This window comes from Streptomyces sp. SID10853, assembly GCF_010548145.1.
GTDB lineage: Bacteria > Actinomycetota > Actinomycetes > Streptomycetales > Streptomycetaceae > Streptomyces.
In genome coordinates, this window is record NZ_JAAGLN010000024.1 from 23425 (window position 1) to 47504 (window position 24080).

16 protein-coding genes are annotated in these 24080 nt (G+C 72.4%); 12 read left to right on the forward strand and 4 right to left on the reverse strand.

Annotated features, from left to right (window positions below):
* Positions 1-291: 291 nt before the first annotated feature.
* The 4 genes from G3I19_RS07765 (at position 292) to G3I19_RS07780 (ending at position 12748) form a co-directional block, all read left to right on the forward strand.
* Positions 292-10647 carry an amino acid adenylation domain-containing protein gene (locus G3I19_RS07765; protein WP_343235020.1) on the forward strand — a complete coding sequence of 3452 codons (10356 nt, stop codon included), beginning with the start codon at positions 292-294 and terminating at the stop codon, positions 10645-10647.
* The gene (locus G3I19_RS07770) at positions 10644-10850 is read left to right on the forward strand and encodes an MbtH family protein (protein WP_164261059.1); all 207 of its coding nucleotides are present in this window, start codon (positions 10644-10646) and stop codon (positions 10848-10850) included. The genes G3I19_RS07765 and G3I19_RS07770 overlap by 4 nt, the downstream gene beginning before the upstream one ends.
* A 66-nt stretch (positions 10851-10916) precedes the next feature.
* Positions 10917-11960, forward strand: coding sequence for an ATP-binding cassette domain-containing protein (locus tag G3I19_RS07775; protein WP_164261063.1), 1044 nt, complete (start codon positions 10917-10919; stop codon positions 11958-11960).
* Complete coding sequence (locus tag G3I19_RS07780) at positions 11948-12748, forward strand: ABC transporter permease (protein WP_164261066.1); 801 nt, start codon at positions 11948-11950, stop codon at positions 12746-12748. Before G3I19_RS07775 ends, G3I19_RS07780 begins: the two co-directional genes overlap by 13 nt.
* A gap of 50 nt (positions 12749-12798) precedes the next feature.
* On the opposite strand, the gene G3I19_RS07785 is transcribed toward G3I19_RS07780, so the two are convergent.
* The gene (locus G3I19_RS07785) at positions 12799-13284 is read right to left on the reverse strand and encodes an ATP-binding protein (RefSeq protein ID WP_164261069.1); all 486 of its coding nucleotides are present in this window, start codon (positions 13282-13284) and stop codon (positions 12799-12801) included.
* A 105-nt stretch (positions 13285-13389) separates the two neighbouring features.
* On the opposite strand from G3I19_RS07785, the gene G3I19_RS07790 reads away from it, so the two are divergent.
* From G3I19_RS07790 to G3I19_RS07825, 8 genes are all read left to right on the forward strand, one after another.
* The gene (locus G3I19_RS07790; protein ID WP_164261105.1) at positions 13390-14235 is read left to right on the forward strand and encodes a DUF5753 domain-containing protein; all 846 of its coding nucleotides are present in this window, start codon (positions 13390-13392) and stop codon (positions 14233-14235) included.
* A 301-nt stretch (positions 14236-14536) separates the two neighbouring features.
* Positions 14537-16099, forward strand: a complete 1563-nt coding sequence (locus G3I19_RS07795) for an ATP-binding protein (protein WP_239074055.1) — start codon at positions 14537-14539, stop codon at positions 16097-16099.
* A gap of 2 nt (positions 16100-16101) precedes the next feature.
* Positions 16102-16512, forward strand: a complete 411-nt coding sequence (locus G3I19_RS07800; RefSeq protein ID WP_164261071.1) for a roadblock/LC7 domain-containing protein — start codon at positions 16102-16104, stop codon at positions 16510-16512.
* On the forward strand, positions 16509-16874 hold the full coding sequence (locus tag G3I19_RS07805) for a DUF742 domain-containing protein (protein WP_164261074.1): 366 nt from the start codon (positions 16509-16511) through the stop codon (positions 16872-16874). The genes G3I19_RS07800 and G3I19_RS07805 overlap by 4 nt, the downstream gene beginning before the upstream one ends.
* Entirely contained in the window at positions 16852-17460 is a 609-nt protein-coding gene (locus G3I19_RS07810) for an ATP/GTP-binding protein (RefSeq protein ID WP_164261077.1), read from the forward strand. The genes G3I19_RS07805 and G3I19_RS07810 overlap by 23 nt, the downstream gene beginning before the upstream one ends.
* Positions 17457-18779 (forward strand): cytochrome P450, encoded by a 1323-nt coding sequence (locus G3I19_RS07815; RefSeq protein WP_239074056.1) that lies wholly within the window; start codon positions 17457-17459, stop codon positions 18777-18779. Before G3I19_RS07810 ends, G3I19_RS07815 begins: the two co-directional genes overlap by 4 nt.
* Before the next feature lie 31 nt (positions 18780-18810).
* Positions 18811-20067 carry a cytochrome P450 gene (locus G3I19_RS07820; protein ID WP_164261080.1) on the forward strand — a complete coding sequence of 419 codons (1257 nt, stop codon included), beginning with the start codon at positions 18811-18813 and terminating at the stop codon, positions 20065-20067.
* A gap of 142 nt (positions 20068-20209) precedes the next feature.
* Positions 20210-21853: an adenosine deaminase gene (locus G3I19_RS07825; RefSeq protein WP_164261083.1), complete on the forward strand. Its 1644-nt coding sequence runs from the start codon at positions 20210-20212 to the stop codon at positions 21851-21853.
* A gap of 94 nt (positions 21854-21947) precedes the next feature.
* Here G3I19_RS07825 and G3I19_RS07830 read toward each other — a convergent pair whose 3' ends face one another.
* From G3I19_RS07830 to G3I19_RS07840, 3 genes are all read right to left on the reverse strand, one after another.
* A complete protein-coding gene (locus tag G3I19_RS07830) occupies positions 21948-22565 on the reverse strand; it encodes a TlpA disulfide reductase family protein (protein WP_164261086.1) in 618 nt (205 codons plus the stop codon).
* 152 nt (positions 22566-22717) lie between these two features.
* A complete protein-coding gene (locus G3I19_RS07835; RefSeq protein WP_164261089.1) occupies positions 22718-22900 on the reverse strand; it encodes a CsbD family protein in 183 nt (60 codons plus the stop codon).
* A 128-nt stretch (positions 22901-23028) separates the two neighbouring features.
* On the reverse strand, positions 23029-24080 hold a 1052-nt coding region (locus tag G3I19_RS07840; RefSeq protein WP_164261091.1), incomplete at its 5' end, for an alpha/beta hydrolase.

The following is a 24080-nucleotide window of genomic DNA, read 5'->3' on the forward strand; positions in this document are numbered from 1 at the left end:
CCGGCTTGGTCCCGGGCGCCCGTTGTGACGCAGTCCCTTCCCGGGCTGCCTCCGTGTCCCAGCCGGTGACCCAAAGGCCCCGGTTCGCCCCTTCGGTGCCGCGCACATGTGATCTGGGCCACAGGGGCAGTCCATGGCGTCCTCGGCTCCGAAGTGCTTGTTGATAGCGCATTTGAGGCGATGTCGGCATCGGAGGCAGTAGCTGTGGTTCGTCACGAAGGGGCCGGAGTACCGGTCGGACGGAAGATCCGGCGGACCGGCGACAGCAGTGCGGGCCAAAGCCGTGCCGGAATACGGGAAGCGGCTCTCCCGCTGACCGCCGCTCAGCGGGGGCTCTGGTTCGCGCAGAAACTGGACCCGGGCAACCCGTCGTACAACGTGGCGCAGTACGCCGTCATCCCCGGCCCCGTCGATCTCGCACGTCTCAGGGAAGCGGTCCGCCATGTCACCCGCGAGACGGAGGCGATGCGGCTCACCTTCGGGGAGCACGACGGTGTCCCGCATCAGCGGGTCAGCCCGCACAGCGGCGTCGAGGTCCCGTCGGTCGACCTCTCCGGCCACCAGGACCCGGCGGGTGAGGCGCGGCGTCTGATGGCCGCGGATCTCGCGACCGCGGCAGACCCGGCCGCGGGGCCACTGGTGCGGATGACGCTCTACCGGCTCGCCGCTGACCGCTACTTCTTCCACCAGCAGGTGCATCACCTCGCCCTGGACGGCTACAGCGCGGTGCTCGCGCTCGGCCGGATCGCCGACGCCTACACGCGGTTGACCCTGCCGGACCCGGAGCCCGTCGCGTCACTTCCCGCGCCGCTGGGGCCGTTGATCGACGAGGACCGGGCCTACGAGTCGTCCGGGCTGCGCGCCGCCGACAAGGAGTTCTGGGCCGGTCACCTCGACGGTGCCCCTCCGGCGGTGGGTCTCGCCGGTGAGGAGGCGGCCGCCCCCGGACACGGATTCCGGGCGGTGAGCGGTGAGATCGGCGCGGCCGGGGCCGAACGGCTGCGCACTGCCGCCCGAGCCTCCGGCGTCGCCTGGCCCACCTTTTTCATGGCGGCCGTGGCGGCCTATCTCCAGCGGAATCGCGGTGTGCGCGAGGTCGTGCTGGGGCTGCCGGTCACCGGGCGGCGGACCGCCGTGTCCCGTACGACACCGGGCATGCTCTCCAACATCCTGCCCCTGCGGCTGCGGGTCTCTCCGGCCGACCGGGTGTGCGACGTGGCGAAGCGTGCGTCGGCCGAGGCCCGCGATGTGCTGCGGCATCAGCGGTACCCCTCGGAGGATCTCCGCCACGACCGAGGGCTCTCCGGTGCGGGCGGCCGGCTGGTGGGTCCCTCCGTCAATGTGCTGGCGTTCGACGACACACTCCGTTTCGGACCGCGCACCGCCACCCTGCACAACCTCTCCGTCGGCCCGGTCGATGACCTGGTGGTGGCGGTGCACGCCTCGTACGGGGGCGGCGGACTCCGGATCGACCTGCTGGGCAACCCACGGCTGTACACCCAGCGGGAACTGGCGGACCACCATGACCGCCTCCTGCGCCTGGTCGAGTCCTTCACCGATGACCCCACCCGGCAGATCGGTTCACTGCGCACCGTCGGTGACACGGAGCAGCGTCGCCTCATAGCCCTGGCCTCGGGGGACATCGCGGAGCCCGGCTCGCCGCAGGCGGCTCCTGCCACCGGGACGCTGCCCGAGCAGTTCGCCGCCCAGGCCCGTGAGCGTCCGCTGGACACCGCCGTGGTGTCGGGCGGCATCCGGCTGACCTTCGGAGCGCTCGACACGCGGGTGAACTCCCTCGCGGCGCGGCTCGCCGCCATCGGCGCCGGCCCGGGCACCCGGGTCGCGGTCGGACTGCCCCGCTCGGCCGAGCTGGTGGTCGCGATGCTTGCCGTCATGCGGACGGGGGCCGCCTATGTGCCGCTCGACCCCACCTACCCGGCCGACCGGCTCGCCCACATGATCGAGGACTCCCGGCCGGTCGCGCTGGTCGCGACACGGGAGTCGGCGGACCGTACCGACCCGGGCGGCGCGCTGCCCCTGGTGGAGCCGGGGGCAGCCGACCCCCTCGTGCCACTGTCCGCGCCGGTGGATTCCGCGCTGCCCGGCCCCCGCGACTCGGCGTACGTCATCTACACCTCGGGCTCGACCGGCCGCCCCAAGGGCGTGGTCGTCGAGCACCGTTCCCTGACCAACCTGCTGGCCCACCACCGCAGGGAGGCCCACGCCCTGGCGGAACGCGCGCTCGGCCGCCGGCTGCGTGTCGCCCTCACGGCCGCCACCTCGTTCGACGCTTCCTGGGACCCGGTCCTGTGGATGCTGGCCGGACACGAGCTGCACATCGTGGACGACCGGACGCGCCGGGACCCGGAGGCGCTCGTCGCGTTCCTGGTGGACCGGCGTATCGATGCCATCGAGACCACTCCCAGCTACCTCCGTCAGATGATCACGGCAGGACTGCTCGGCTCTCCGGTGCACCGGCCCCAGGTGATCGCGCTCGGAGGGGAAGCGGTCGACGCCGCGCTGTGGTCCCAACTCGCCGAGCATCAGGACCTGTTGGTCTTCAACTTCTACGGCCCTACCGAGGCCACGGTCGACGCGGTCACGACCCGGATCTCCGGCGGGACCCCGACGATCGGCCGGCCGGTGTCCGGTGCGCGTGCCTACGTCCTGGACTCGGCGCTCCACCCGCTGCCCGTCGGTACGACCGGTGAGCTCTACCTCGCGGGCGAAGGCGTCGCCCGCGGCTACGAGAGCGCGCCGGGCCTGACGGCGGACCGGTTCCTGCCCGACCCGTTCGGCGCACGCGGCGGCCGGATGTACCGCACCGGAGACCTCGTGAGCTGGAGCGACGACGGCACCCTGGAGTTCGCGGGCCGCAGCGACCAGCAGATCAAGATACGGGGACAGCGGGTCGAGACCGGTGAGATCGAATCCGCGCTGCGCTCGCTGCCCGGCGTCGACGAAGCCGCGGTGACGCTCGCCGGCCCGGCGGGCGGGGGAGTGGAGCGGCTCGCCGCCTACCTGGTGAGCCGCGCGGCGCCCGCACCGGTGTTCGCCGATATCCGCGACGCCCTCACGGACGTGCTGCCCGAGCACATGGTGCCCACCGCCTATGCCGCCGTCGAACGGCTGCCGCTCACCCCGAACGGGAAGCTGGACACGGCCAGGCTCCCGCGCGCCGCCCCGGTGGCGGCCCGGGCGGGAGGCGAGCCGCGTACCCCCGAAGAGGCCGAGATGTGCGCTCTCTTCGCCGAGTGCCTCGACCTGCCCGGGGCCGGCCGGGACGACAGCTTCTTCGCACTGGGCGGCCACTCCCTGCTGGCGACCCGGCTGGTGAGTCTGGTGCGTGCGCACTTCGGCGTAGAGCTCCCGATCCGTTCGCTGTTCGAAGCACCCACCCCGGCCGGGCTGGCCGCGCTGCTGGGCACCGCGCACGGAGCACGGCCCGCCGTGACGCCCGCTCTCCCGCGCCCCGCACGGATCCCGCTGTCCTTCGCCCAGCAGCGGCTGTGGCTCATCGAGCGGATGGGCGAAGGCGGACGTGCCTATCACCTGCCGGTCGCCCTGCGGCTGACCGGATCGCCCGACCGGGCGGCGCTGGCCGCCGCGCTGGAGGACGTCGTACGGCGCCACGAGAGCCTGCGCACCGTCTTCGCCGAGGACGACGAAGGCCCCCACCAGCGGGTCCTCGCGCCGGACGACATCCGGGTGCCACTGCTCACCCCCGGGCAGGACACGGCACACATCCGTACCGGCGGGGCCGATTTCGCCCTGGACCGGGACCTCCCGCTGCGGGCTGAGCTGACCGCCACCGGCCCCGACAGCCACCTGCTGGTGCTGACGCTGCACCACATCGCGGCGGACGGCTGGTCGATGGGCCCGCTGCTGCGCGACCTGTCGCACGCCTACACCGCACGCCGCGCCGGCACGGAGCCCGAGCTGGATCCGCTGCCGGTCCAGTACGCCGACTACGCACTGTGGCAGCGCACTCTGCTCGGCGACCCCGCAGACCCGCAGAGCCTGGCGGGAAGCCAGCTGGAGCACTGGTCCGCGGCCCTGGACGGGCTGCCAGCCGAGATCTCCTTCCCGGCCGACCGGCCGCGACCGGCCCGCCCTTCGGGGCGAGGCTCCACCGTCGCGCTGCGGATCGACGCGGCCACCCACCGGGCCCTCGTGGACCTGGCGGCGCACGACGGCGCGAGCACCTTCATGGTGCTGCACACCGCGCTCGCCGCCCTGATGGCACGGCTCGGCGCCGGGGACGACATCGCCGTGGGCACACCGGTCGCAGGGCGCACCGACGAGAGCCTCGCCGAACTCGTCGGCTTCTTCGTCAACACCCTCGTCCTGCGGACGGACACCTCGGGCACTCCTGACTTCCACGAGCTGCTGAGCCGTACCAGGGACGCCGACCTGAGTGCCTACGCCCATCAGGAACTGCCCTTCGAGCGGCTCGTGGAAGCACTCAACCCGCCGCGTACCCCCGCACGGCACCCGCTCTTCCAGGTCATGATCAGCCTCAACAACGCTCCGGCGCCGGTGGTCTCCCTGCCGGGGCTCAAGGCCGAGCACGACCCGGACGCCGGACGCACCGGCGCGAAGTTCGACCTGACGTGGGACCTGGCCGAGCACCATGACGCGGCAGGGGCGCCTGCCGGGATCACCGGTGAACTGGAGTACAGCGAGGACCTCTTCGACCGAGCGAGCGCCGAGCGTTTCGCGGACCACTACACCCGCCTCCTGACCGCCCTGCTGCACCACCCGGACCGGCCGGTCTCCGACGCCGGATTCCTGACGGACGCCGAACGCACGGCCGCACTCGGCGACCCGGCGGACGACCGGACACCCTCGCAGGGCCGCCACATCGAACCGGCGGACGCGCTCGGTACGGTCGTGGACGTCCTCACCACACAGGCCGTCGTCACCCCCGGCCGCACCGCGGTGGTGGACGCCGGCGGCGCCCTCAGCTTCGGCGGCCTCCGTGACCGTACGGAACAACTCGCCCTGCTGCTGCACGAGTCGGGCATCCGGCACGGCGACCGGGTCGCGGTCGCACTGCCGCGCACCTCGCTCCACATCGTGGCCCTGCTCGCAGTGCTGCGCGCGGGCGCCGTCTATGTGCCGCTGGATCCTTCGCACCCGCACGCCCGCAACCGGCTGATCCTCGACACGGCGGCGCCCGCCCTGGTCCTGGCGACCGCCGGAACAGCCGGCGCGCTCCCCGCGACCGAGCACACCAGGCTCCTCATCGGCGACGCCATCCCGCAGCCCCGCACGGCAGGCCCGGCGCCGCAGCCGCCCCGGCCCAGGGACGCGGCGTACGTGCTGTACACCTCGGGGTCCACCGGCCGCCCCAAGGGCGTGGTCGTCGAACACCGCTCGCTCGCCGGTCTGCTCGCCGGCCACCAGGAGCGGCTCATCGGACCGGCGGAGCGGGCCAACAACGGACTGCCGCTGCGGGTCGCGCTCACCGCGGCGACCACGTTCGACGCGTCCTGGGATCCGCTGCTGTGGATGGTCGCGGGCCATGAACTGCACCTCGTGGACGACGCGTCACGGCGCGACCCCGAAGCGCTCACCGCCTACCTGCACACCAGCGCGATCGATGTCCTGGAAACCACCCCCTCCTTTCTCGAACAGCTCCGCGCCTGCGGCCTCTTCGCACCCGGGCGGCCCCGCCCACGAGTGCTGGCCCTCGGCGGAGAAGCGGTCAACGAGGCGCTCTGGAACGAACTCGCGGCGCTGGAGGACATCGCGGTCTGGAATCTGTACGGGCCCACGGAGGCCACCGTGGACAGCGTCATGGGGCGGATAACCGCCGGGACCCGCCCGCACATCGGCCGGCCGGTGGACGGGATGCGCGCCAGGGTGCTCGACGACCGGCTGCGCCCCGCAGCCCCGGGAGTGACCGGTGAGCTCTATCTGTCCGGCGCCGGCCTCGCCCGCGGATACGAGAACGGGGCAGCCGCCACCGCCGACCGCTTCCTGCCCGACCCCTTCGGCGAGCCCGGAGCACGGATGTACCGCACGGGCGACCTGGTACGCCGCCGCGGGGGACACCTGGAGTACGTCGGCCGGGCCGACGGCCAGGTCAAGGTCCGCGGCTTCCGGGTCGAGACCGGAGAGGTCGAGGCGGCGCTCCTGCGGCACGCCGCAGTGGCCCAGGCCGCTGTGACCGTACGCCCCGACGCGTCCGGCGGGGGACGGCTCGTGGCGTGGACCGTCCCCTGCGACGGCCAGGACCTCTCACCGAGTGCCCTGCGCACCTTCGTGGCCGGGCGGCTGCCCGCGTACATGGTGCCGTCCTCGGTCGTGCCCGTACCCGGGCTGCCGCTGACCGTGCACGGCAAGGTCGACTTCGGCGCCCTGCCGGACGGAGCGCCCGGGAGCGACGAGCAGGCGGACCCGCCGCACTCGGCACAGGAGGAGATCCTGTGCGCCCTGTTCGCCGAGACCCTCGGACACACACGTGTCGCCCGCACTGCCGACTTCTTCGACCTGGGCGGCCACTCCCTGCTGGCCACCCGCCTCGTCAGCCGGATCCGCTCGGCCTTCGGCGTCGAACTCCCCGTCCGTACGCTCTTCGAGGCGACCACCCCCGCCGCTCTGGCCGAACGGCTCGGTACGGCGGGCGCGGCGCGGCCCGTGCTGCGGCCGGCGGCCCGCCCGGACCGGCTGCCGCTCTCGCCCGCTCAGCAGCGGCTGTGGTTCCTGCACCAGATGGACCCCGACGACGCCGCTTACCACATCCCCGTCGCCGTGCGGCTGACCGGAACGCTGGACCGGGACGCTCTGCGCTGCGCGCTGGCCGACGTGGTGGCCAGGCACGAGAGCCTGCGCACCCTCATCCAGGAGACCGGGGGCGGTCCCCAGCAGACCGTGCTCGCTCCCGGTGACGCCCGCCCCGAACTCCCGGTGACCGCCACCGATCCGGCCGGGCTCGCCGAGGCCCTCCACACATCCGCCGTCCGCAGCTTCGACCTCGCCTGCGGACTTCCCCTGCGAGCCGAGCTGTTCGCGCTCGCCGACGACCAGCACGTCCTGCTTCTGACGGTCCACCACATCGCCGCGGACGGCTGGTCGATGGGTCCGCTGGCACAGGACCTGGCCGGCGCCTACAGCGCCCGGTCGGCAGGCCGTGCACCGGCCTGGACACCGCTGCCCGTGCAGTACGCCGACTACACGCTGTGGCAGCGCGCCGTCCTCGGCGCCGCCGACCGGTCCGACAGCCTGGCCGCGCGCCAGCTCGCCTACTGGCGCAAGCAACTGGACTCGGCGCCGTCCGACACCGTGCTGCCCGCCGACCGCCCCCGCCCGGCACACTCCAGCGGGCGGGGCGGCACCGTCGCACTGCGGTTCTCGCCGGAGATCACCGATGCCGTCACCCGGCTCGCTCGCTCCACCGCCACCAGTACCTTCATGGTGCTGCACGCGGCACTGACCGCCCTGTTGCACCGGACCGGGGCCGGCGACGACATCACGGTGGGCACACCGGTCGCCGGCCGGACCGACGAGGAGCTGGACGGACTCGTCGGGTTCTTCGTCAACACGCTCGCCCTGCGAGTCCGTACCGAAGGCGCCCTCACGTTCCGGGAGCTGCTGGGCCGGGTGCGCGAAGCCGATCTGGCGGCCTACGCCCACCAGGACGTCCCCTTCGAGCGGCTGGTCGAGGAGCTCGGGCCCGACCGCTCGCTGAGCAGGCACCCGCTCTTCCAGGTCATGCTCACCCTGAACAACACCGGCCGTCCCCAGCTCGAACTCCCCGGCCTCCAGGCGCAGATGAGCGCGGTGGATACCGGGGGAGCCAAGTTCGACCTCTCGCTGAGCCTGACCGAGCGGGGCGAAGCAGGCGACCACCGGCTCGAAGGGACGCTGGAGTTCAGCCGTGACCTCTTCGACCCCGGGACCGCCCGCGACCTCGCGGACTGGTTCGCCCGGCTCGTCGAGGGTGCGACCGCCGCACCGGACACCCCCGTCCGCGGCCTCGCCCTGATCCCCGCGGCCGAACAGACCCGTCTCCTCGCTCTCGGGCAGGGCCGGACCGCTCACGGCGGACCTGGCACCGTGCTCGACCGCTTCGCCCGGACCGTTGCCGCCGCGCGGACCAGCGACATCGCGGTCACCGCACCCGACGGCAGCCTCTCCTTCACCGAACTCGACGCCCGTTCCGACCGCATCGCGGGGCTCCTCGCCGACGCCGGGGTGCGCCCCGGTGACCCGGTCGTCGTCCTGCTTCCCCGGTGCACCGACTCCGTCGCCACGCTCATCGGCATACTCAAGGCCGGCGGTGTGTACGCGCCGGTGGACGAGAGCCTGCCCGCGGCACGCATCACAGCGATACTCGACGACGCCCGGCCGCGCACCGTCGTCACCGCTGCCGGCACCGCCGGGCGGATACCCGGGCCGTGGCACCTCACGGTCCTCGACAGCGACCGGTCGGCGGGCGCTCTGGCCCTGCCCGCACCGGGCCCCCCGCACCGCCCGGGCCCGGACGATCCCGCGTATCTGATCCACACCTCGGGCTCGACCGGCCGGCCCAAGGGCGTACTCGTCTCCCACCGCTCCCTCGCACGTCTTCTGGAACACCACAGCGACCAGGTCTTCGCACCGGCCGCGCGCACCGCGGGCCGGGCCCGGCTGACCGCCGCGCTCACCGCGACGCTCTCCTTCGACGCCGCCTGGGACCCGGTGCTGTGGATGTTCGAAGGCCACCGCGTGCACCTCGTGGACGACCTCACACGGCGCGACCCCGAAGCCCTGGTGGCGAGCGTGCGGGCGGACCGGCTCGACGTCCTGGAGACCACGCCGACCCATGCCCGGCAGCTCCTGGACAGCGGGCTGCTCGCCGACGGCGCGCACCACCCCGCCGTGCTGATCCTGGGCGGCGAAGCCGTGCCGCCCGAGCTGTGGAACGAACTGCGCGCCGCCCCCAGGACGCAGGGCTGGAACTTCTACGGGCCCACCGAGGCCACCGTCGACACCCTGGAGACCCGGCTGACGGCAGCGGCCCGTCCGGTCCTGGGCGCCCCCGTGACCGGCACCCGCGTCCAGGTGCTCGACGACGCGCTGCGCCCCGCACCCGCGGGTGTCGTGGGCGACCTCTACCTCGCGGGCGACAGCCTCGCCCTGGGATACCCGGGCCGACCCGCGGAGACCGCCCGTACCTTCCTGCCCGACCCGTACGGGCCGCCCGGCACCCGGATGTACCGCACCGGGGACCGGGCCCGCCGTACCCGGGACGACGAGCTGGAATTCGCCGGACGCTCCGACAACCAGGCCAAGGTCCGCGGCTTCCGCGTCGAGCCGGACGAGATCGCCGCCGTACTGGCGGCCCACCCGCGCGTCGACGCGGCCGCGGTGGTCGTGCACGGGAGCGGCGCCGGCGCCGGACTGACCGCCTGTGTCGTGCCCGCCGACAGCACCGCACCGGCCGACCTCGCCGGGCTCCGTGCCCACGCGGCGCGCCACCTGCCCGCGTACATGGTCCCGTCCGGCTGGCTCATGCTGGAGCGGCTGCCGCTGACGCCGAGCGGCAAGCTCGACCGTGCGGCGCTGCCGCTCCCCGCACCGCGTACCCGGGACGGGGAGAGCGGCAGGTCCCCACGTACCCCGCGCGAGGACGTGCTCTGCCAGCTCTTCGCCGAAGTGCTCGGACTCGACCAGGTCCTGATCGACGACGACTTCTTCGCGCTCGGCGGGCACTCCCTGCTGGCGACCCGTCTCATCGGCCGCATCCGTACGGCGCTCGGCGTGGAACTCGGCATCCGCGCCCTGTTCGAGGCCCCGACCCCGGCCGGGCTCGCGGACCGGCTCGACGGTGCGGCCGACAGTCCGCTGGCGACGCTGCTGCCGCTGCGTACGGCCGGTGAACTCCCCCCGCTGTTCTGTGTCCACCCCGCGGGCGGCCTCGCCTGGTCGTACGCCGGCCTGCTTCCGCACCTGGACGAGGGCCGCCCGCTGTACGGACTCCAGACCCCGAACCTGGACGGCTCGGCTCCCTTCCCCGCCAGCATCGAGGCGATGGCCGCCGTCTACGTGGCGGAGCTGCGGAAGGTCCAGCCGCACGGCCCCTACCACCTGTTCGGCTGGTCGTTCGGCGGGAACGTGGTCCAGGAGATGGCCGTCCAGCTCCAGGAGGCGGGGGAGCGCGTCGCCCTGCTCACCATCCTCGACGCGTTCCCCGTCGCACCGCTCGACGACCTGGACAGCGCCGACCGCGACACGGTCTTCCGGGCGCTGCTCGGGAACCTCGGCGTGGACGGGGCCGCGCTGGACACGGGCGCCCCCGTGGACGCCACGACGGTACGCGACGAGTTCCGCAGGACCGGCAGCCCGCTGGGCGCCCTCGAACCGGCCACGATCGATCACATGGTGGACAACTTCGCCGGACAGGCACGGCTGATGCGGGCCTACACCCCCCGCACCTTCGATGGGCCCGCGCTCTTCTTCACCGCTGCCGAAGGCCGCCCCGCCGACACCTTCGGAACCGGCCTCTGGGCGCCGTACATCACCGGGCCGATCGAGAACTACGACGTGGCCTGCGCACACGCGCAGATGATGCAGCCCGCGGCCCGCGAGCAGATCGGAACCACCGTGGCCGCAGCCCTGCGCGCCACACACCGCACCGTACAAGGAGACCTGTCATGACCAACCCCTTCGACGACCCGCAGACCCAGCACCGCGTCGTGGTCAACGACGAGGGACAGCACGCCCTGTGGCCCTCGTTCGCCGCGGTACCCGCCGGCTGGGACGCGGTGTTCGGGCCCGCCGACCGCGGTGCCTGCCTCACCTACGTCGACCGGAACTGGACCGACCTGACACCCCGCAGCGCACGGATCGCCGTCGGCTGACCTGCCGTAAGAGTGCCCCGCCGGGTGTGTGCCCGGCGGGCCGAACGCACCCGACGAGAGGCAGTGATGACGGCTCAGCCGACGTCCCCAGCGATCCAGGCGGAAGGGATCACCAAACGGTTCGGTGCGAAACAGGCCCTCGGAGGTGTCGATCTCGAAGTCCCTCCGGGAACCGTTCTCGGTGTCCTCGGCCCCAACGGCGCGGGCAAGACCACCATGGTGCGGATCCTGTCGACTCTGCTGAGACCCGACGCGGGGCACGCCAGGGTGGCGGGCCGTGACGTGGTCGCGGACCCCGAAGGGGTGCGCCGCAGACTCGGTCTCTCGGGCCAGTACGCCGCCGTGGACGAGAAGCTCACCGGACGCGAGAACCTCTGTCTCGTGGCCAGGCTCTATGGAATGCGCCGGGCTGCCGCCCGGCGCAGGGCGGCCGAACTGCTCGCCGACTTCCGCCTGGACGAGGCGGCCGACCGGCCGAGCGGGACGTACTCCGGCGGAATGCGCCGGCGCCTCGACCTCGCCGGCGCCCTGGTGGCCAGGCCACCCGTGGTCGTACTGGACGAGCCCACCACCGGCCTCGACCCCCGCGGCCGGTCCGACACCTGGCACTCCGTCCGGGAGCTCGTCGGCGCCGGCACCACCGTCCTGCTCACCACCCAGTACCTGGAAGAGGCCGACCAGTTGGCCGACAGCATCCTCGTCATCGACCGGGGCACCGCCATCGCGCGCGGCCCGGCAGCCGACCTCAAGGCCAGGGTGGGCGGCGAGCGCCTCGCGCTGACCGTCCCCGACCCGGAGGCCAGGTCGCAGACCTTTGGGATACTCGGCTCCCTCGGGGCCCATGAACCCGAACTCGACCGGCGTACCGGCCGGTTCACGGTCACCACCGACTACGGCGCGCACACCCTGGAGTACGCGCTGGGGTGTCTGCGGCTCGCCGGCATAGCGGTGCAGGACGTGGAACTGGCCCCGCCCACGCTCGACGACGTCTTTCTCGCCCTGACCGGTGGTCCTTCCCGGGGGACCGCGGGTGTGCCGGTGGCAGCGGCCGTATCCGCCGGGAGTGTCCCCGGCCCGGGAGCAGGGGAGGGACAGCCGTGGCACGGATGAACCGGGTGGCTCGCGACGCCACCATCATCGCCTGGCGCAATCTGCTCAATCTGCGCCGCACACCGGGATCCGTGATCGCCGCACTCGTCCAGCCGGTGATGTTCGTCCTGCTCCTCGCCTATGTGTTCGGCGGGAGCCTCGGCGGCGCGCACTACCGGACGTTCCTGATGGGCGGGATCTTCGCGCAGGCGGTCACCTTCAACGCGGCCTTCACGGCGCTCGGGCTCGCCCACGACATGGACAAGGGCATCGTCGACCGGTTCAGGTCGCTGCCGATGCCCAGAATGGCGGTGATCCTGGGCCGGACCCTGTCCGATCTGACCATGAGCGTCGTCACGCTCACCGTGACGTCGCTCTGCGGACTGCTCGTCGGGTGGCGGATCGCGGGCTCGGTGGCCGATGCGGCCCTCGCCTACCTCCTGGTGCTGCTCTTCGCCTTCGCCATGTCCTGGGTCGGCGCCACCATCGGGCTGATGGCCCGCAGTGTGGAGGTGGCACAGAGTGCCGGACTGATCTGGCTCTTCCCGGTGACCTTCGTTTCGTCGGCGTTCGTCTCGACGGAGACGATGCCGGGGCCGCTCAGGGCCGTCGCGGAGTGGAACCCCGTGTCGGCGACGGCCACCGCTGTGCGCGCGCTCTTCGGGAACCCGCCGCCGGGCGGAGTCCCGGTGGGCGGCGCGTGGCCCGTCGTGCACGCTCTTCCGTACGCCCTGCTGTGCGCTTGTGTGATCACCGGCGCCTTCATGGCGCTGGCCCTGCGGCGCTTCCACCGGATCACTGTGCGCTGAGGACGCCGGTCAGGGCTTCGAGGAAGGGGCTTCGAGTAGGGGCCGCGGAGTCAGACGTCCGCCCAGACCAGCCGGCCGCCGGCGTCCTGACGGGTGCCCCAGGCGGCTGCCAGGGCGGTGACGATGAGCAGCCCGCGGCCGCGTTCCGACAGACCGGCCCGGGCCGCGCCGTCCGGCTCCGTCTCGCACGCCGGTGGCCGGCGCTGGGCCGGAATGCCGTCACCGCCCGCGTCCCACACCTGGATCCTTATCCGGGAGCAGGACCGCCGCAGACAGCACCGTACGGTCGCCGAACGGGCGCTGTAGCGCACGGAGTTGGTGACGAGCTCGGAGACCAGCAGGACGGCGGTCTCCGTCCGCTCCTCCGGCTCGCCCCAGGCCAGCATGGCGTCGCGGACGTGCTGCCGGGAGTCGACGACCCCCTCGGGTATGCGCGGCGTCGACCAGCGGTAGGCGAAGTCTTCCCTGGCGTCGTCGTCCCAGTCGCCCCAGTCGTCGGAGTGCGCGGCAGAGGCATCACCATCGAATTCAGACATATATGCACTATCAACATGTTCGGCATACTCTGCAACTGTCAGAGTGTGAATCACACAGAATGTGACACTACGGTTGCCCGGTTCGCCGCGAAGGAGATGGACGCCGTGAGAGCCCGCTCAGGTCCGACCCTGGAGCACCGTGTGGTCGCCGAACAGCTCCGCCTGGCCCGGGAGCGCGCCGGATGCGGCCTGGCCGCGGTCGCGGCGGCGCTGGATCTGTCCGAGGCCACGGTGCGGCGCATCGAGCGGGCGGAGACAGCTCTGGACGCCGGACAGGTCAGGGACCTCCTGGAGTACTACAACCACCCCGAGGACGACGCGCGGCGGATCAGGGCCAGCCTGGTCAGGGCGAACGAGCCCGGGTGGTGGCACCGCTGGCGCGACATCCTGCCCCCCTGGCAGCGGGACGTCATCGGCATCGAGTCGTCCGCAGGGGTGGTCCGGATCTGGCACCCCGCACTGGTCCCCGACCTGCTGCGGACCCCCGCCTACGCCGCGGCCGTCGAGGCGGTCCGGCACCCGGAGGCGCCACCCGCCGTACGGGCACGGCGTACGGAGTTCCTGCGGGCCAGGCAGGAGCGGTTCCGGGAGCGGGAGGCCGTTCTGTGGGGGCTGATCCCGGAGGCCGCCCTGCACACCTGCGTGGGGTCCCCCGGTGTGATGCGTGAGCAGCTGGACGCCCTGCGGCGCGCGACCGCCCGCCCGAACATCACCCTCCAGGTCATGCCGCTGACGGCCGGGCCGCACGCCCTGACCGGGGCTCCGCCGCTGGAACTGCTCCGGCTTCCCGTCCAGGAGATCCCGGACCACGCCGTCGTCGGAGGCCCGGGGGGCGACGCCCTCGTGACCCATGACGATGCGGTGGTCTCCGCGTACCGGATGCTGATGGATTCCGCCTGCGGCGCGGCCCCGGCCGCCGGTGTCCCGCTGCCCGACCCGTACCCGGCGTGAGCCGACCGGAATATGCCGTGCGTGATCGATACGGACGGTATGGCCGGAAACGGCCCCGCGGATGAGCGCGGCGACTATACGATCTCGCTGAGCCGTCCGGTAGGCGGAGGGTGTTCGTGCAGTTACGTGTAGTGCGGGGTGGCAGCCTGTCAGAGTGGCGACGGACGACACCGCCACGGGTCCCATGACCGTGGTCGCCGCATCGGCCCGTCGCGTGGTGACACCCCCCTCGTGAGGCCGTGGCTCTCCTCCATCCGAGCAACGGCTCCCAGCCAAATCGAAGCCGATTCAAAGGTTCTCCATGGCCCGTTCTCCCGCGTCCGTCCCCCCGCCACGACGGACGCCATATCTCTGGCCGGCGGTCATGGGCCTCGCGCTCATCACACTCGCGGCCCCCGTGGTACCGCTCGCGGGCAGCGGCGCCACCGGCCCGGTCCCGGTCACCGCGTACCTCGTCGCGGCCCTGGCCCTGCTCACGCTTCTGGTGAGACTGCGCCGGCAGCACCGGGCGGCCGACGCCGACGCGGCACGGCATCTGCGCGAAGCCGCGGAACAGGCCGACCGCACGGCGCTGCGCGACACCGAGTGGCGCCGCCGGGCCCAGCAGCAGAGCGACCTGGTCCAGGCCGAGGTCGAGCACGCCGTCGGGCAGCGGCTGCCCGCGGCCCTGGCCGGCCGGGAGGACCCGGGCCCGTCGAACGGGACATGGCCGCTGGACGAGAGCGTGGCCCGGCTCCTCGACCGGCTGCTCGGTGAGGTACGGGAAGCCGTCGAGTACCGCGAGGAGTCACAGCGGCTCGCCCTGGTCGAGCTCGCCAGCCGGGTCCAGACCTCCGCACACCGGATCCAGGCCGCGGTGACAGGGCTCGCCGACCGGTACCCGGGCGACGCCGAACTCCTCGAATCGACCATGCGGGTCGACCACGCGGCGACCCAGCAGGCCCGGCACGCCCAGAGCCTCAAGGTGCTGTGCGGCGAATGGCCGGGACAGCAGTGGCAGAAGCCGCTGGCCCTGGTCGACGTGGTGCGGGCCGCGTCGGGGCGGATCGTCGCGTTCACCCGTGTCGAGGTCTCGGGCGACCCCGACGTGGGGATCGCCGCGCCCGTCGTCGAACCGCTGATCCATCTGCTCGCCGAACTGCTCGCCAACGCGACCGAGTACTCCCCGCCGAGCACCGCGGTACCGGTGACCGTACGGACCGTGCAGCGCGGCGCGGTCATCGAAGTGGACGACGGCGGCCTCGGCCTCGACGAGTACCGGCTCGCCGAAGCACGCGAAGTCGCCTCGGGCCGCAGGCTCCTGGGCGTCGGCGACGTCGGCGAGATCCCGCAGACCGGCTTCGCGGTGGTGGGGCGCTTCGCCCGGCGGCACGGCTTCCGTGTCGACCTGGGGCCATCCCCGTACGGCGGTGTCCGTGGCGTGGTGCTGATCCCCAGCCACGTACTGGAAGCCATCGACCCGCCGGGTTCGCCCGCCGACCGCCCGGCCTCCGTACCGCCGCCCGCTCCCGCCCCCGAGGCGGGCCATCCGCCCTCCGCCACGCTCCCCGGGCAGACCTCGCAGAGCCCCGCGGTGCCCGCCGACCCGGCCCAACAGGCCATTCCGCTCTACGAGCAGGGCGGCGAGCGGACCAGACGGCTCCCGCGCCGGCGCTCGCGCCGCGACGAGTACCGCCCGTCCGACCTGCCGCCGGACGAGAACCGGACCGGCTCCATGTCCCGGGCGACCCCCGAGGAGGCGGGCGACTGGATGGAGCAGTTCTTCGAGGGCGGCCGCTCCGCGCCCGAACCGGGCGCCGGCCCGCAGGACGGCGCCGACGGTTCGTCCCCCCACACCCCCGATTCCGCAGAAGGACAGGCGTGAGCATGAGTTACGTGGACAATCCCCAGCAGCGTGGCTGGATGATCTCGGAGGTCGCGGCCGTCCCCGGGGTGCGTGAGGCGATCGTCTTCAGCGCGGACGGGCTCCTGCTGGTCAGCTCCGACGGGATGGACCGGGACGCGGCCGACCGTCTCTCGGCGAACTGCTCGGGGCTGCAGTCCCTGGGCCGCAGCCTGGGACGGGAGTTCGGCGAGGACGGCGGCTCGGTCCACCAGCAGATGGTGGAGTTCAACGGCGGCTTCCTCTTCATGCGCAGCGCCGACAACGTCCATCTCGCCGTGGTGACAGGCCCGGTGGTCGACCCGAAAATGGTGGCCCGCCAGATGCAGGCGCAGGTCATGAGGATCGGCGCGGCCAACCTCAGCAGCCCTCCCAGGCCGGGATCCGCTCGGTGAGCGACCCGCAGGGGGGATACACGGACCGGGCGTTACGCCCCTATGTGATCAGCAAGGGACGCTCGCGCCCCACACGCAACACCATCGGTGTGGAGACCCTCCTCATCGCCGTCAGCACTGCGCACGACCTCCCCGTCTCCGCCACCCGGGAGGAGCGCGCGCTGCTGCGGATGTGCCGGCGGCTGCTGTCCCTGGTGGAAGCGGCGGCCCACCTCCAACTGCCGGTGAGCCTGGTCAAAGTGCTGGTGTCCGACCTCGTCGACAGCGGTCATCTGTCGGCGCGCTCGGGCGTACCGCGGGCCGTGCAGCCCGACGGACAACTGCTTCAGGAGGTACTCGATGGTCTCCGCCGTCTCCGCTGACCGCTATCTGGCCGACACCGTCCAGCAGGCGGTCAAGATCCTCGTCGTGGGTGCGTTCGGCGTCGGCAAGACCACACTGGTCGGCTCGGTCAGTGAGATCGAACCGCTGCGCACCGAGGAGGTGATGACCCGGGCGAGCATCGGGGTGGACGACCTCGCGGGCACCGGCACCAAGACCACGACGACCGTCGCCATGGACTTCGGCCGGATCACGGTGACCTCCCGGCTGGTGCTCTACCTCTTCGGAACCCCCGGTCAGCGCCGGTTCTGGGACCTGTGGGAAGGGCTGGCCGAGGGCGCCATCGGGGTCCTGGTCCTGGTCGACACCCGCCGGATCGAGGACAGCTTCGACGTGCTGGAGCAACTGGAGATCCGCGGGCTGCCGTTCGCCGTCGCCGTCAACCGCTTCCCGGACAGCGAGTACCACTCGGCCGAGGAACTGCGTGCCGCGCTCGACCTGCTGCCGCAGACGCCTGTCGTCATCTGCGACGCCCGGGAGCGCACCTCGTCACTCGACGCACTGATCAGCCTTGTCCACTATGTGATGAGCGCCGGAGCGGCGCGCGTACCGGAGAGCGCCTCATGAGCCATCCCCTTCCGCCGCCGTCCTGCCCGGCCCGCCGCGGCCACACCACCGGTCTGCTCCCGCTGTCCGAGGCCGTCGGGTCCAGCGATCCGCAGGCCGCCTACCGCGGGCTGCGCGAACAGTGGGGCAGCGTGGCCAAGGTGGAACTGGAGCCGGGGGTACCCGCCTGGCTCGTCATGGGCTACCGCGAACTGCTGACCATCACCCGTCAGGAGCAGGTCTACTCGCGGGACGCGCGCAACTGGCGCGACCTCAACTCCGGTGTGGTGTCGCCGGATTCGGGCCTGCTCCCGATGATGGCCTGGCGGGCCAACGTCATCGGCGCCGACGGCCCGGAGCACCGCAGGCTGCGCAGGCCGCTCGACGACGGCGTGGCCCGGATCGACCAGCGCCGCACCCGGCGCCAGGTCGAGTCGGTGTGCGCCAGGCTGATCGCCGGGTTCTCCGCACGTGGCGACGCCGACCTCGTCAACGAGTACGCCACGATCGTCCCGATGCTCTCCATCGCCTCGCTGTTCGGCCTGGACAGCGGCGAAGGGCGTGAGCTGCTCAGCGCGCTCATCGCGCTGTTCGGCAGCGCCGACGACTCGCAGAGCGGAAACCGGCACTTCGAGCAGATCCTCGCCGACACACTCCGGGCCAGGCGTGCCGCACCGGGCGACGACCTGACGACCGCCCTGCTCGGCCACCCCGATCTGCGGGACGAGGCGGAGCAGCTCCAGTCGATGGTCGTGATGATCTCCGCGGGCAACGAGACCGTCACCGCGTGGATCTCGCACACGCTGCGGCTGATGCTCACCGACCCGCGGTTCGCGGCCCGGATGCACGGCGGGCGGCTCGGAGTGGACGACGCGCTCGACGAGGCGCTGTGGCGCGACCCGCCGATGAACAACATGCCGGCCCGCTACGCGCTGCGCGACACCGAGCTGGGCGGACAGCAGATCAGGCGCGGAGACGTACTCATCCTCGGGATCTCCGCGGCCAACGACGACCCCGTGGCCCGCGCCGACGGCGGCGGGGTGGAGCCGGGCAACCGTGCGCATCTCGCCTTCTCGGCCGGCGCGCATGTGTGCCCCGCCCAGGTGCCGGCCCGGCTGATCACCCGTACCGCCGTGCACACCGTCCTTCATCTGTTGCCCGACATGAGGCTCGGTATCCCCGCATCGGACGTTGCCTGGCGCCCCTCGCCCTGGACACGCGTCCCCGTCGCGCTGCCCGTGGTCTTCTCCGCGCGGTACGGAGCGGACACCGGCGACGGCACATCCGCGCGGGCCGCCACGACCCGAACGAGCAACAGCGGGCGCAGTATCGAGCAGTAGCGAGCAATGGCGAGCGACCTAGGAGAAGCACATGACCGCGAACCCGGCGCCCCCATCCCCGGAGGTCCCGCTCCTCACCCTGGATCCGTACGGCGCCGACCACCACGCCGAGGCCGCCACCCTCCGCGCACTCGGACCCGTGGTCAGGGTCCGGCTCCCCGGAGACGTCCTGGCCTGGTCGGTGACCGACCACGCCCTGCTGAACGACCTGGTGGCCGATCCGCGTTTCAGCAAGGACTGGCACAACTGGAGCGCCATCAGGCGCGGTGAGATAGCCGACGACTGGCCGCTCATAGGCATGGTGAAGGTCACCAACATGGTCACGGCGGACGGCCGGGAGCACCGCAGGCTGCGCCGGCTGGTGACCGATACCCTCACCCCGCGCAGGGTGCAGGCGCTGCGCCCCCGGATCGAGCGGATCGTGCGGGAGCTGCTGGACGCGCTGCCCTCGCACGCCGGGCCGGACGGGTCGGTCGACCTGCGGCTGCACTTCGCCCACCCCGTGCCCATGCGGGTCATCTGCGAGCTGTTCGGCGTCCCCGAGGACGAACGGCCGCGGCTGCGCGAGCTGATGGACAACATCTTCCGCTCCGACCTCTCCCCGGAGGAGGTCGGCGCGAGCCAGACCGAGCAGTACCGGCTCCTTGCCCGGGTCGTCGCCACACGGAGGCAGCACCCGGGCGACGACCTGACGAGCGCCCTGGTCGCCGCACGCGAGTCCGACCCGGGGGCCATGAGCGAGGACGAACTCGTCGGGACGCTCCTCGTGATGCTCTCCGCCGGGCAGGAGACCACACTCAGCCTGATCACCAACGCGGTGCGCGCCCTCCTGACCCACCCCGCCCAGCGGGCCATCGCCGAAAACGGTGACGCATCGGTCTGGGCCGATGTCGTGGAGGAGACCCTGCGCTGGGACGCCCCGATCGGGAACTTCCCCTTCCGCTACCCCCTGGAGGACGTCGAGATCGCCGGCGTACGGATCCCCAGGGGCGAGGCCGTCATGGCGCCGTACAGCGCGGTCGGCCGTGACGAGGGACAGCACGGAGCGGACGCCGGGAGCTTCGACATCACCCGTGAGCAGCGCAGGCATCTGGCCTTCGGGCACGGACCGCACTTCTGCCTCGGCGCGCCACTGGCCCGGCTGGAGGCCGCAATCGCCCTGCCGGCGGTGTTCGCCCGGTATCCCGGTCTGACCCTGGCCGCGGACCCGGACCGGCTGGCCCCGGTGCCGTCCCTGTTCTCCAACAGCACCGCCACGCTGCCGGTGCGGCTGACCGCCCGGGACTGACCGGAAATGCCTCGTCCGACGACCGGGCCCGTGCCGGACACCCGGTCGCCGGTGGGGGGTTGGGGCTGCCGGCATCACTCGTACCGGTGTGATCGGGCGAATGTCACCGTAAAGTGGATCAAGATCCGGTATTTCTTTGCGCATGACCACAGACGGAACCTCCCGATCCGATTTCTCCCGTGACCCCGGCCGCGTCCGCAGGGCCCGGTCCTTCTCCGGACTGCGCGCCGGGACCGCGCTGCTCGCCGCGGCCACGGCCGTACTGGCTGCCACGGTGCCCGGCGCGTCGGCGGCCGCGCCCCCGAACAGGCCCGCCGTGCAACGCCCTTGGCAGGACGGGGCCACCGCGGGGACCCAGCGGTACCTCGACCGTGTGCGGGACAACCCGGACCGGCTCCGCTCCTTTCTGCGTCCGATGCCGAAGGGCGGGGACCTGCACACCCACCTGTCAGGCGCTGTGCCGGTGGAGGCGCTGATCGGCTTCGCGGCGGACGACGGGCTGTGTATCGACACGACCACGCTGTCGGCCTCCGCGCCGCCCTGCGGACCCGGGGCCCGGCCCGCCCAGGACGCCGTGTCCGACCACGACTTCAGACAGGACGTCATCCACGCCTGGTCCATGGAGGACTTCAAGGAGTCGCCCGCCGAGAGCGGGCACGACCACTTCTTCGCCACCTTCGGCAAGTTCAAGGCCGTCACCGGGTCGCACCGCGGCCGGCTCGTCGCCGAGGTGACGAAGGTGGCCGCCGCCAACCACCAGGACTATGTGGAACCGCTGTTCACCCCGCAGGGGGCCGCCCTCCAGAAGCTGGGCGCCGACCTGGAGTGGACCGGTGACTTCGGCCGGATGCGGGACGCGCTGCTCGCCGGCGGCAAGCTGCACCGCGTCCTCGACGACGCGAAGGCCGAGACCGCCCGGGAGATGGCCGAGCAGCGCGACACCCTCGGCTGCGACGCCCCCGACCCGCAGCCCGCCTGCAAGGTGCAGGTGCGCTTCGACTTCCAGGTCGGCCGGGCCGCCGACCCGCAGTTCGTCTTCACCCAGCTCCTCGCGGGTTTCGAGATGGCCGACAAGGACCCCCGCTATGTGGGGGTGAACCTGGTACAGGCCGAGGACGCGCCCGTCGCGCTGCGCGACTACCACCTGCAGATGCGCATGATCAAGTACCTGCGCTCGGTCTACCGCACAGCCCATGTCACGCTGCACGCCGGTGAACTGACCAGCAAGGTGGCCCCGCGCGAAGACCTCAGGTTCCACGTCCGGGACGCCGTCGAGACCGCGGGCGCCGAGCGCATCGGCCACGGTGTCGACATCATGGACGAGGACCGGCCGCAGCAGCTCCTGCGCACCATGGCGCGCCGCCACATCGCGGTGGAGGTGCCGCTGACCAGCAACTGCCAGATCCTCGAAGTCTGCGGCGCCGGCCACCCGATCAACCGCTACCTGGCCGCGGGTGTCCCGGTGGCGCTGTCCACCGACGACCAGGGCGTGTCGGGCACCGACATCACCGTCGAGTACGCCCGCGCCGTCACCGAGCACCACCTGTCGTACCGTCAGCTGCGCGACAGCGCCCGTACCTCACTGGAGCACGCCTTCATCCAGGGACGCAGCCTCTGGCGCGCCGTGGGCGACCACCGCCCCACCGCCGCCTGCGCCACCAGCGACCCCCGCACGGGCAGGGTCACCGCGCGCTGCCGGGAGCTGCTGAACGCCAGCCCCAAGGCCACGCTCCAGTGGCGCTACGAAACCGAGCGCGCCGCCTTCGAGGCCCGTCACCAGGCGTAGTTCTCCGGACCGTCTCCCGTCCGGGGCAGGCCGGGCCGCACTCCCAGCGGCCCGGCCTGCCCTCCTTTCTCCTTCCCTGCCGCTGCGTTTCCGGCTACTTTCGGGCGGTCAACGGGTCGAGCATCGTGCGCAGTTGAGCCACACTGACGCCTCCGGCGGCCCGTGCCGCGATCCGGCCGTCACGGTCGACCACCACCGTGGAGGGGATGGCCTGCGGGTTGAGACTCCCCCGGGGAAAGCGCAGCAGGAGCTTGCCCGCCGGGTCGTGCAGGCTCGGATATGGCACGCCCCGTTCCTTCTCGAACGACAGGGCGGTGCCCGCCGTGGGGTCACCGGTGTTGATCCCGACGAACCGGACGCCGCGGGAGTGGAGTTGCCGCGACACCTCCGCCAGGTTCTTGGCCTCACCGCGGCACGGGCCGCACCATGAGCTCCATACGTTCAGTACGACGATTTTCCCCCGGTAAGCCGTGCCTACATCGAGTGTGGCGCCGTCCAGGGTCTTTCCCGACAGCTGGGGAGCCGGGACACGGTCGGCCTTCGCCACCGTGGTGATCCCGCCGCCTGCTGCCCTCTGGCCGCCGTCGGCCGAACTGCCCCCGCCCGAACCGGAGTCGCAGGCCGTCAGGGTGCATATACAGACGGCCGCCGCCATACCGAACCGGAGGGTGCGGCGGCCGTCAGGGTTTCGGGTGAGGCACGCGGGTTTCATGTGAAAATTTTCGCATGACCGCTGCAGGGCACCGGAAGGCCCCGGCGTCCGGCCGGCCTTGCCCCGGCGAGGCTGGCTCGGTGGCCTCGCCCCAGCCGGACACATACCGCGGGCCCCCGCCTTCCGGCGGGGGCCCGCGGTGCGCGAGGGCGTCAGTCCGTGAACGAGTCCTTCGCGCCCTGGGCGCGGTCCTTCGCGTCACCGAGGGTGTCCTTGGTTTTGCCCTTCGCCTGGTCGGCCTTGCCTTCGGCCTCCTGGCGCTTGTCGCCGCTCATCTTGCCGGCTGCTTCCTTGGCCTTGCCCTTGATCTTGTCCATGGCGCTGTCGTCGCCCATTGCTGCTCCTCGTACGGTGGGGATCGCTGACCAGCTCACGGTAGGACTGTTCCAGGCATACCGCCTGATATCGGAGCCGATCGTGCGGCTGGGCCGCCGTCACTCACCGTCACTCGCCCTCCGGTGTCTCAACGCGCCGCGGGGCAGTGCCGTGACCGCGCCGGCCCCTCGCCGAGCAGGAAGTCCGCCACCGCGTCGGCCGCGCACCCCTTCGACATGGCCACCCCGTGGCCGGTCGCCTCGACGGTGACCATCGCCGCCCGGTCCCCGAAGGCGCGCAGGGTCCGGCGGGCCTCGCTCAGCGGAGTCGAGGGGTCCGCGGTGTTCTGCGCCATGAGGATGTTGTGCGGTCCGCGCGGCACCGGTTTCGGCGGGTGCTCGGAGCCGGTCACGGGCCAGAAGGCGCAGGGCCAGATGTTCGCCGGAGAGCCCGCTGTCAGCGGGAACCGGGACGCGCTGCGGGCGACCGCCCGCCGGTAGCCCGCGACCTCCTTCGGCCAGCGGGTGTCGTTGCAGACGATGGCGTCCTGCGCGCTGAAGAAGTTGTCCGGGAACACGCTGCCGAACTGGAGCTTCGACGTGACGTCGGCCGGGACGGAGCCGGCGTGGGCCGCGCCGAGCAGCTCCGCAAGCCCGGGGAAGTCGTCCCGCTGTTCGAGCAGTGCTTCCTCGGCCTCCAGCAGCTGGTTCCCGGTGAGGCTCTTCCCGGTCATCAGCGGCAGCGGTGTCGCGTTGAGCTCCCGCACGGTGGACAGGACCGTCCGCCGTACGTCCGGCGGCGACCCGCCCAGGTGGTAGGTACTGTCCCGGTCCGCGGCCCACCGCGCGAAGCCGCCGAAGGCGTCCTCGGCGCCGCGGCCCTTGTTCTGGATGGCCGCCTTGACCCCGCCCGGCGGGACGGTGCTGTCCAGGAGCACCCGGCCCGATGTCGCGGGAAACAGCGAGGCGTAGACCTGCCCGACGTACGTGCCGTACGAGGTGCCCGTGTAGGAGAGTGTCCGCAGCCCCAGGGCGATCCGGATCCGGTTGATGTCCCGGGCGATGCTGACCGTGTTGAAGAAGGGCAGTGTCCGGCCCGCGTGCCGGGCACAGGCGCCGGCGACGCGCTTGGCCCACGCGGCGTTGGCGTCGATGGTGCCGTCGGCCGCCGGATAGGGGATGCCGGCCGCCGCGGTGCGGG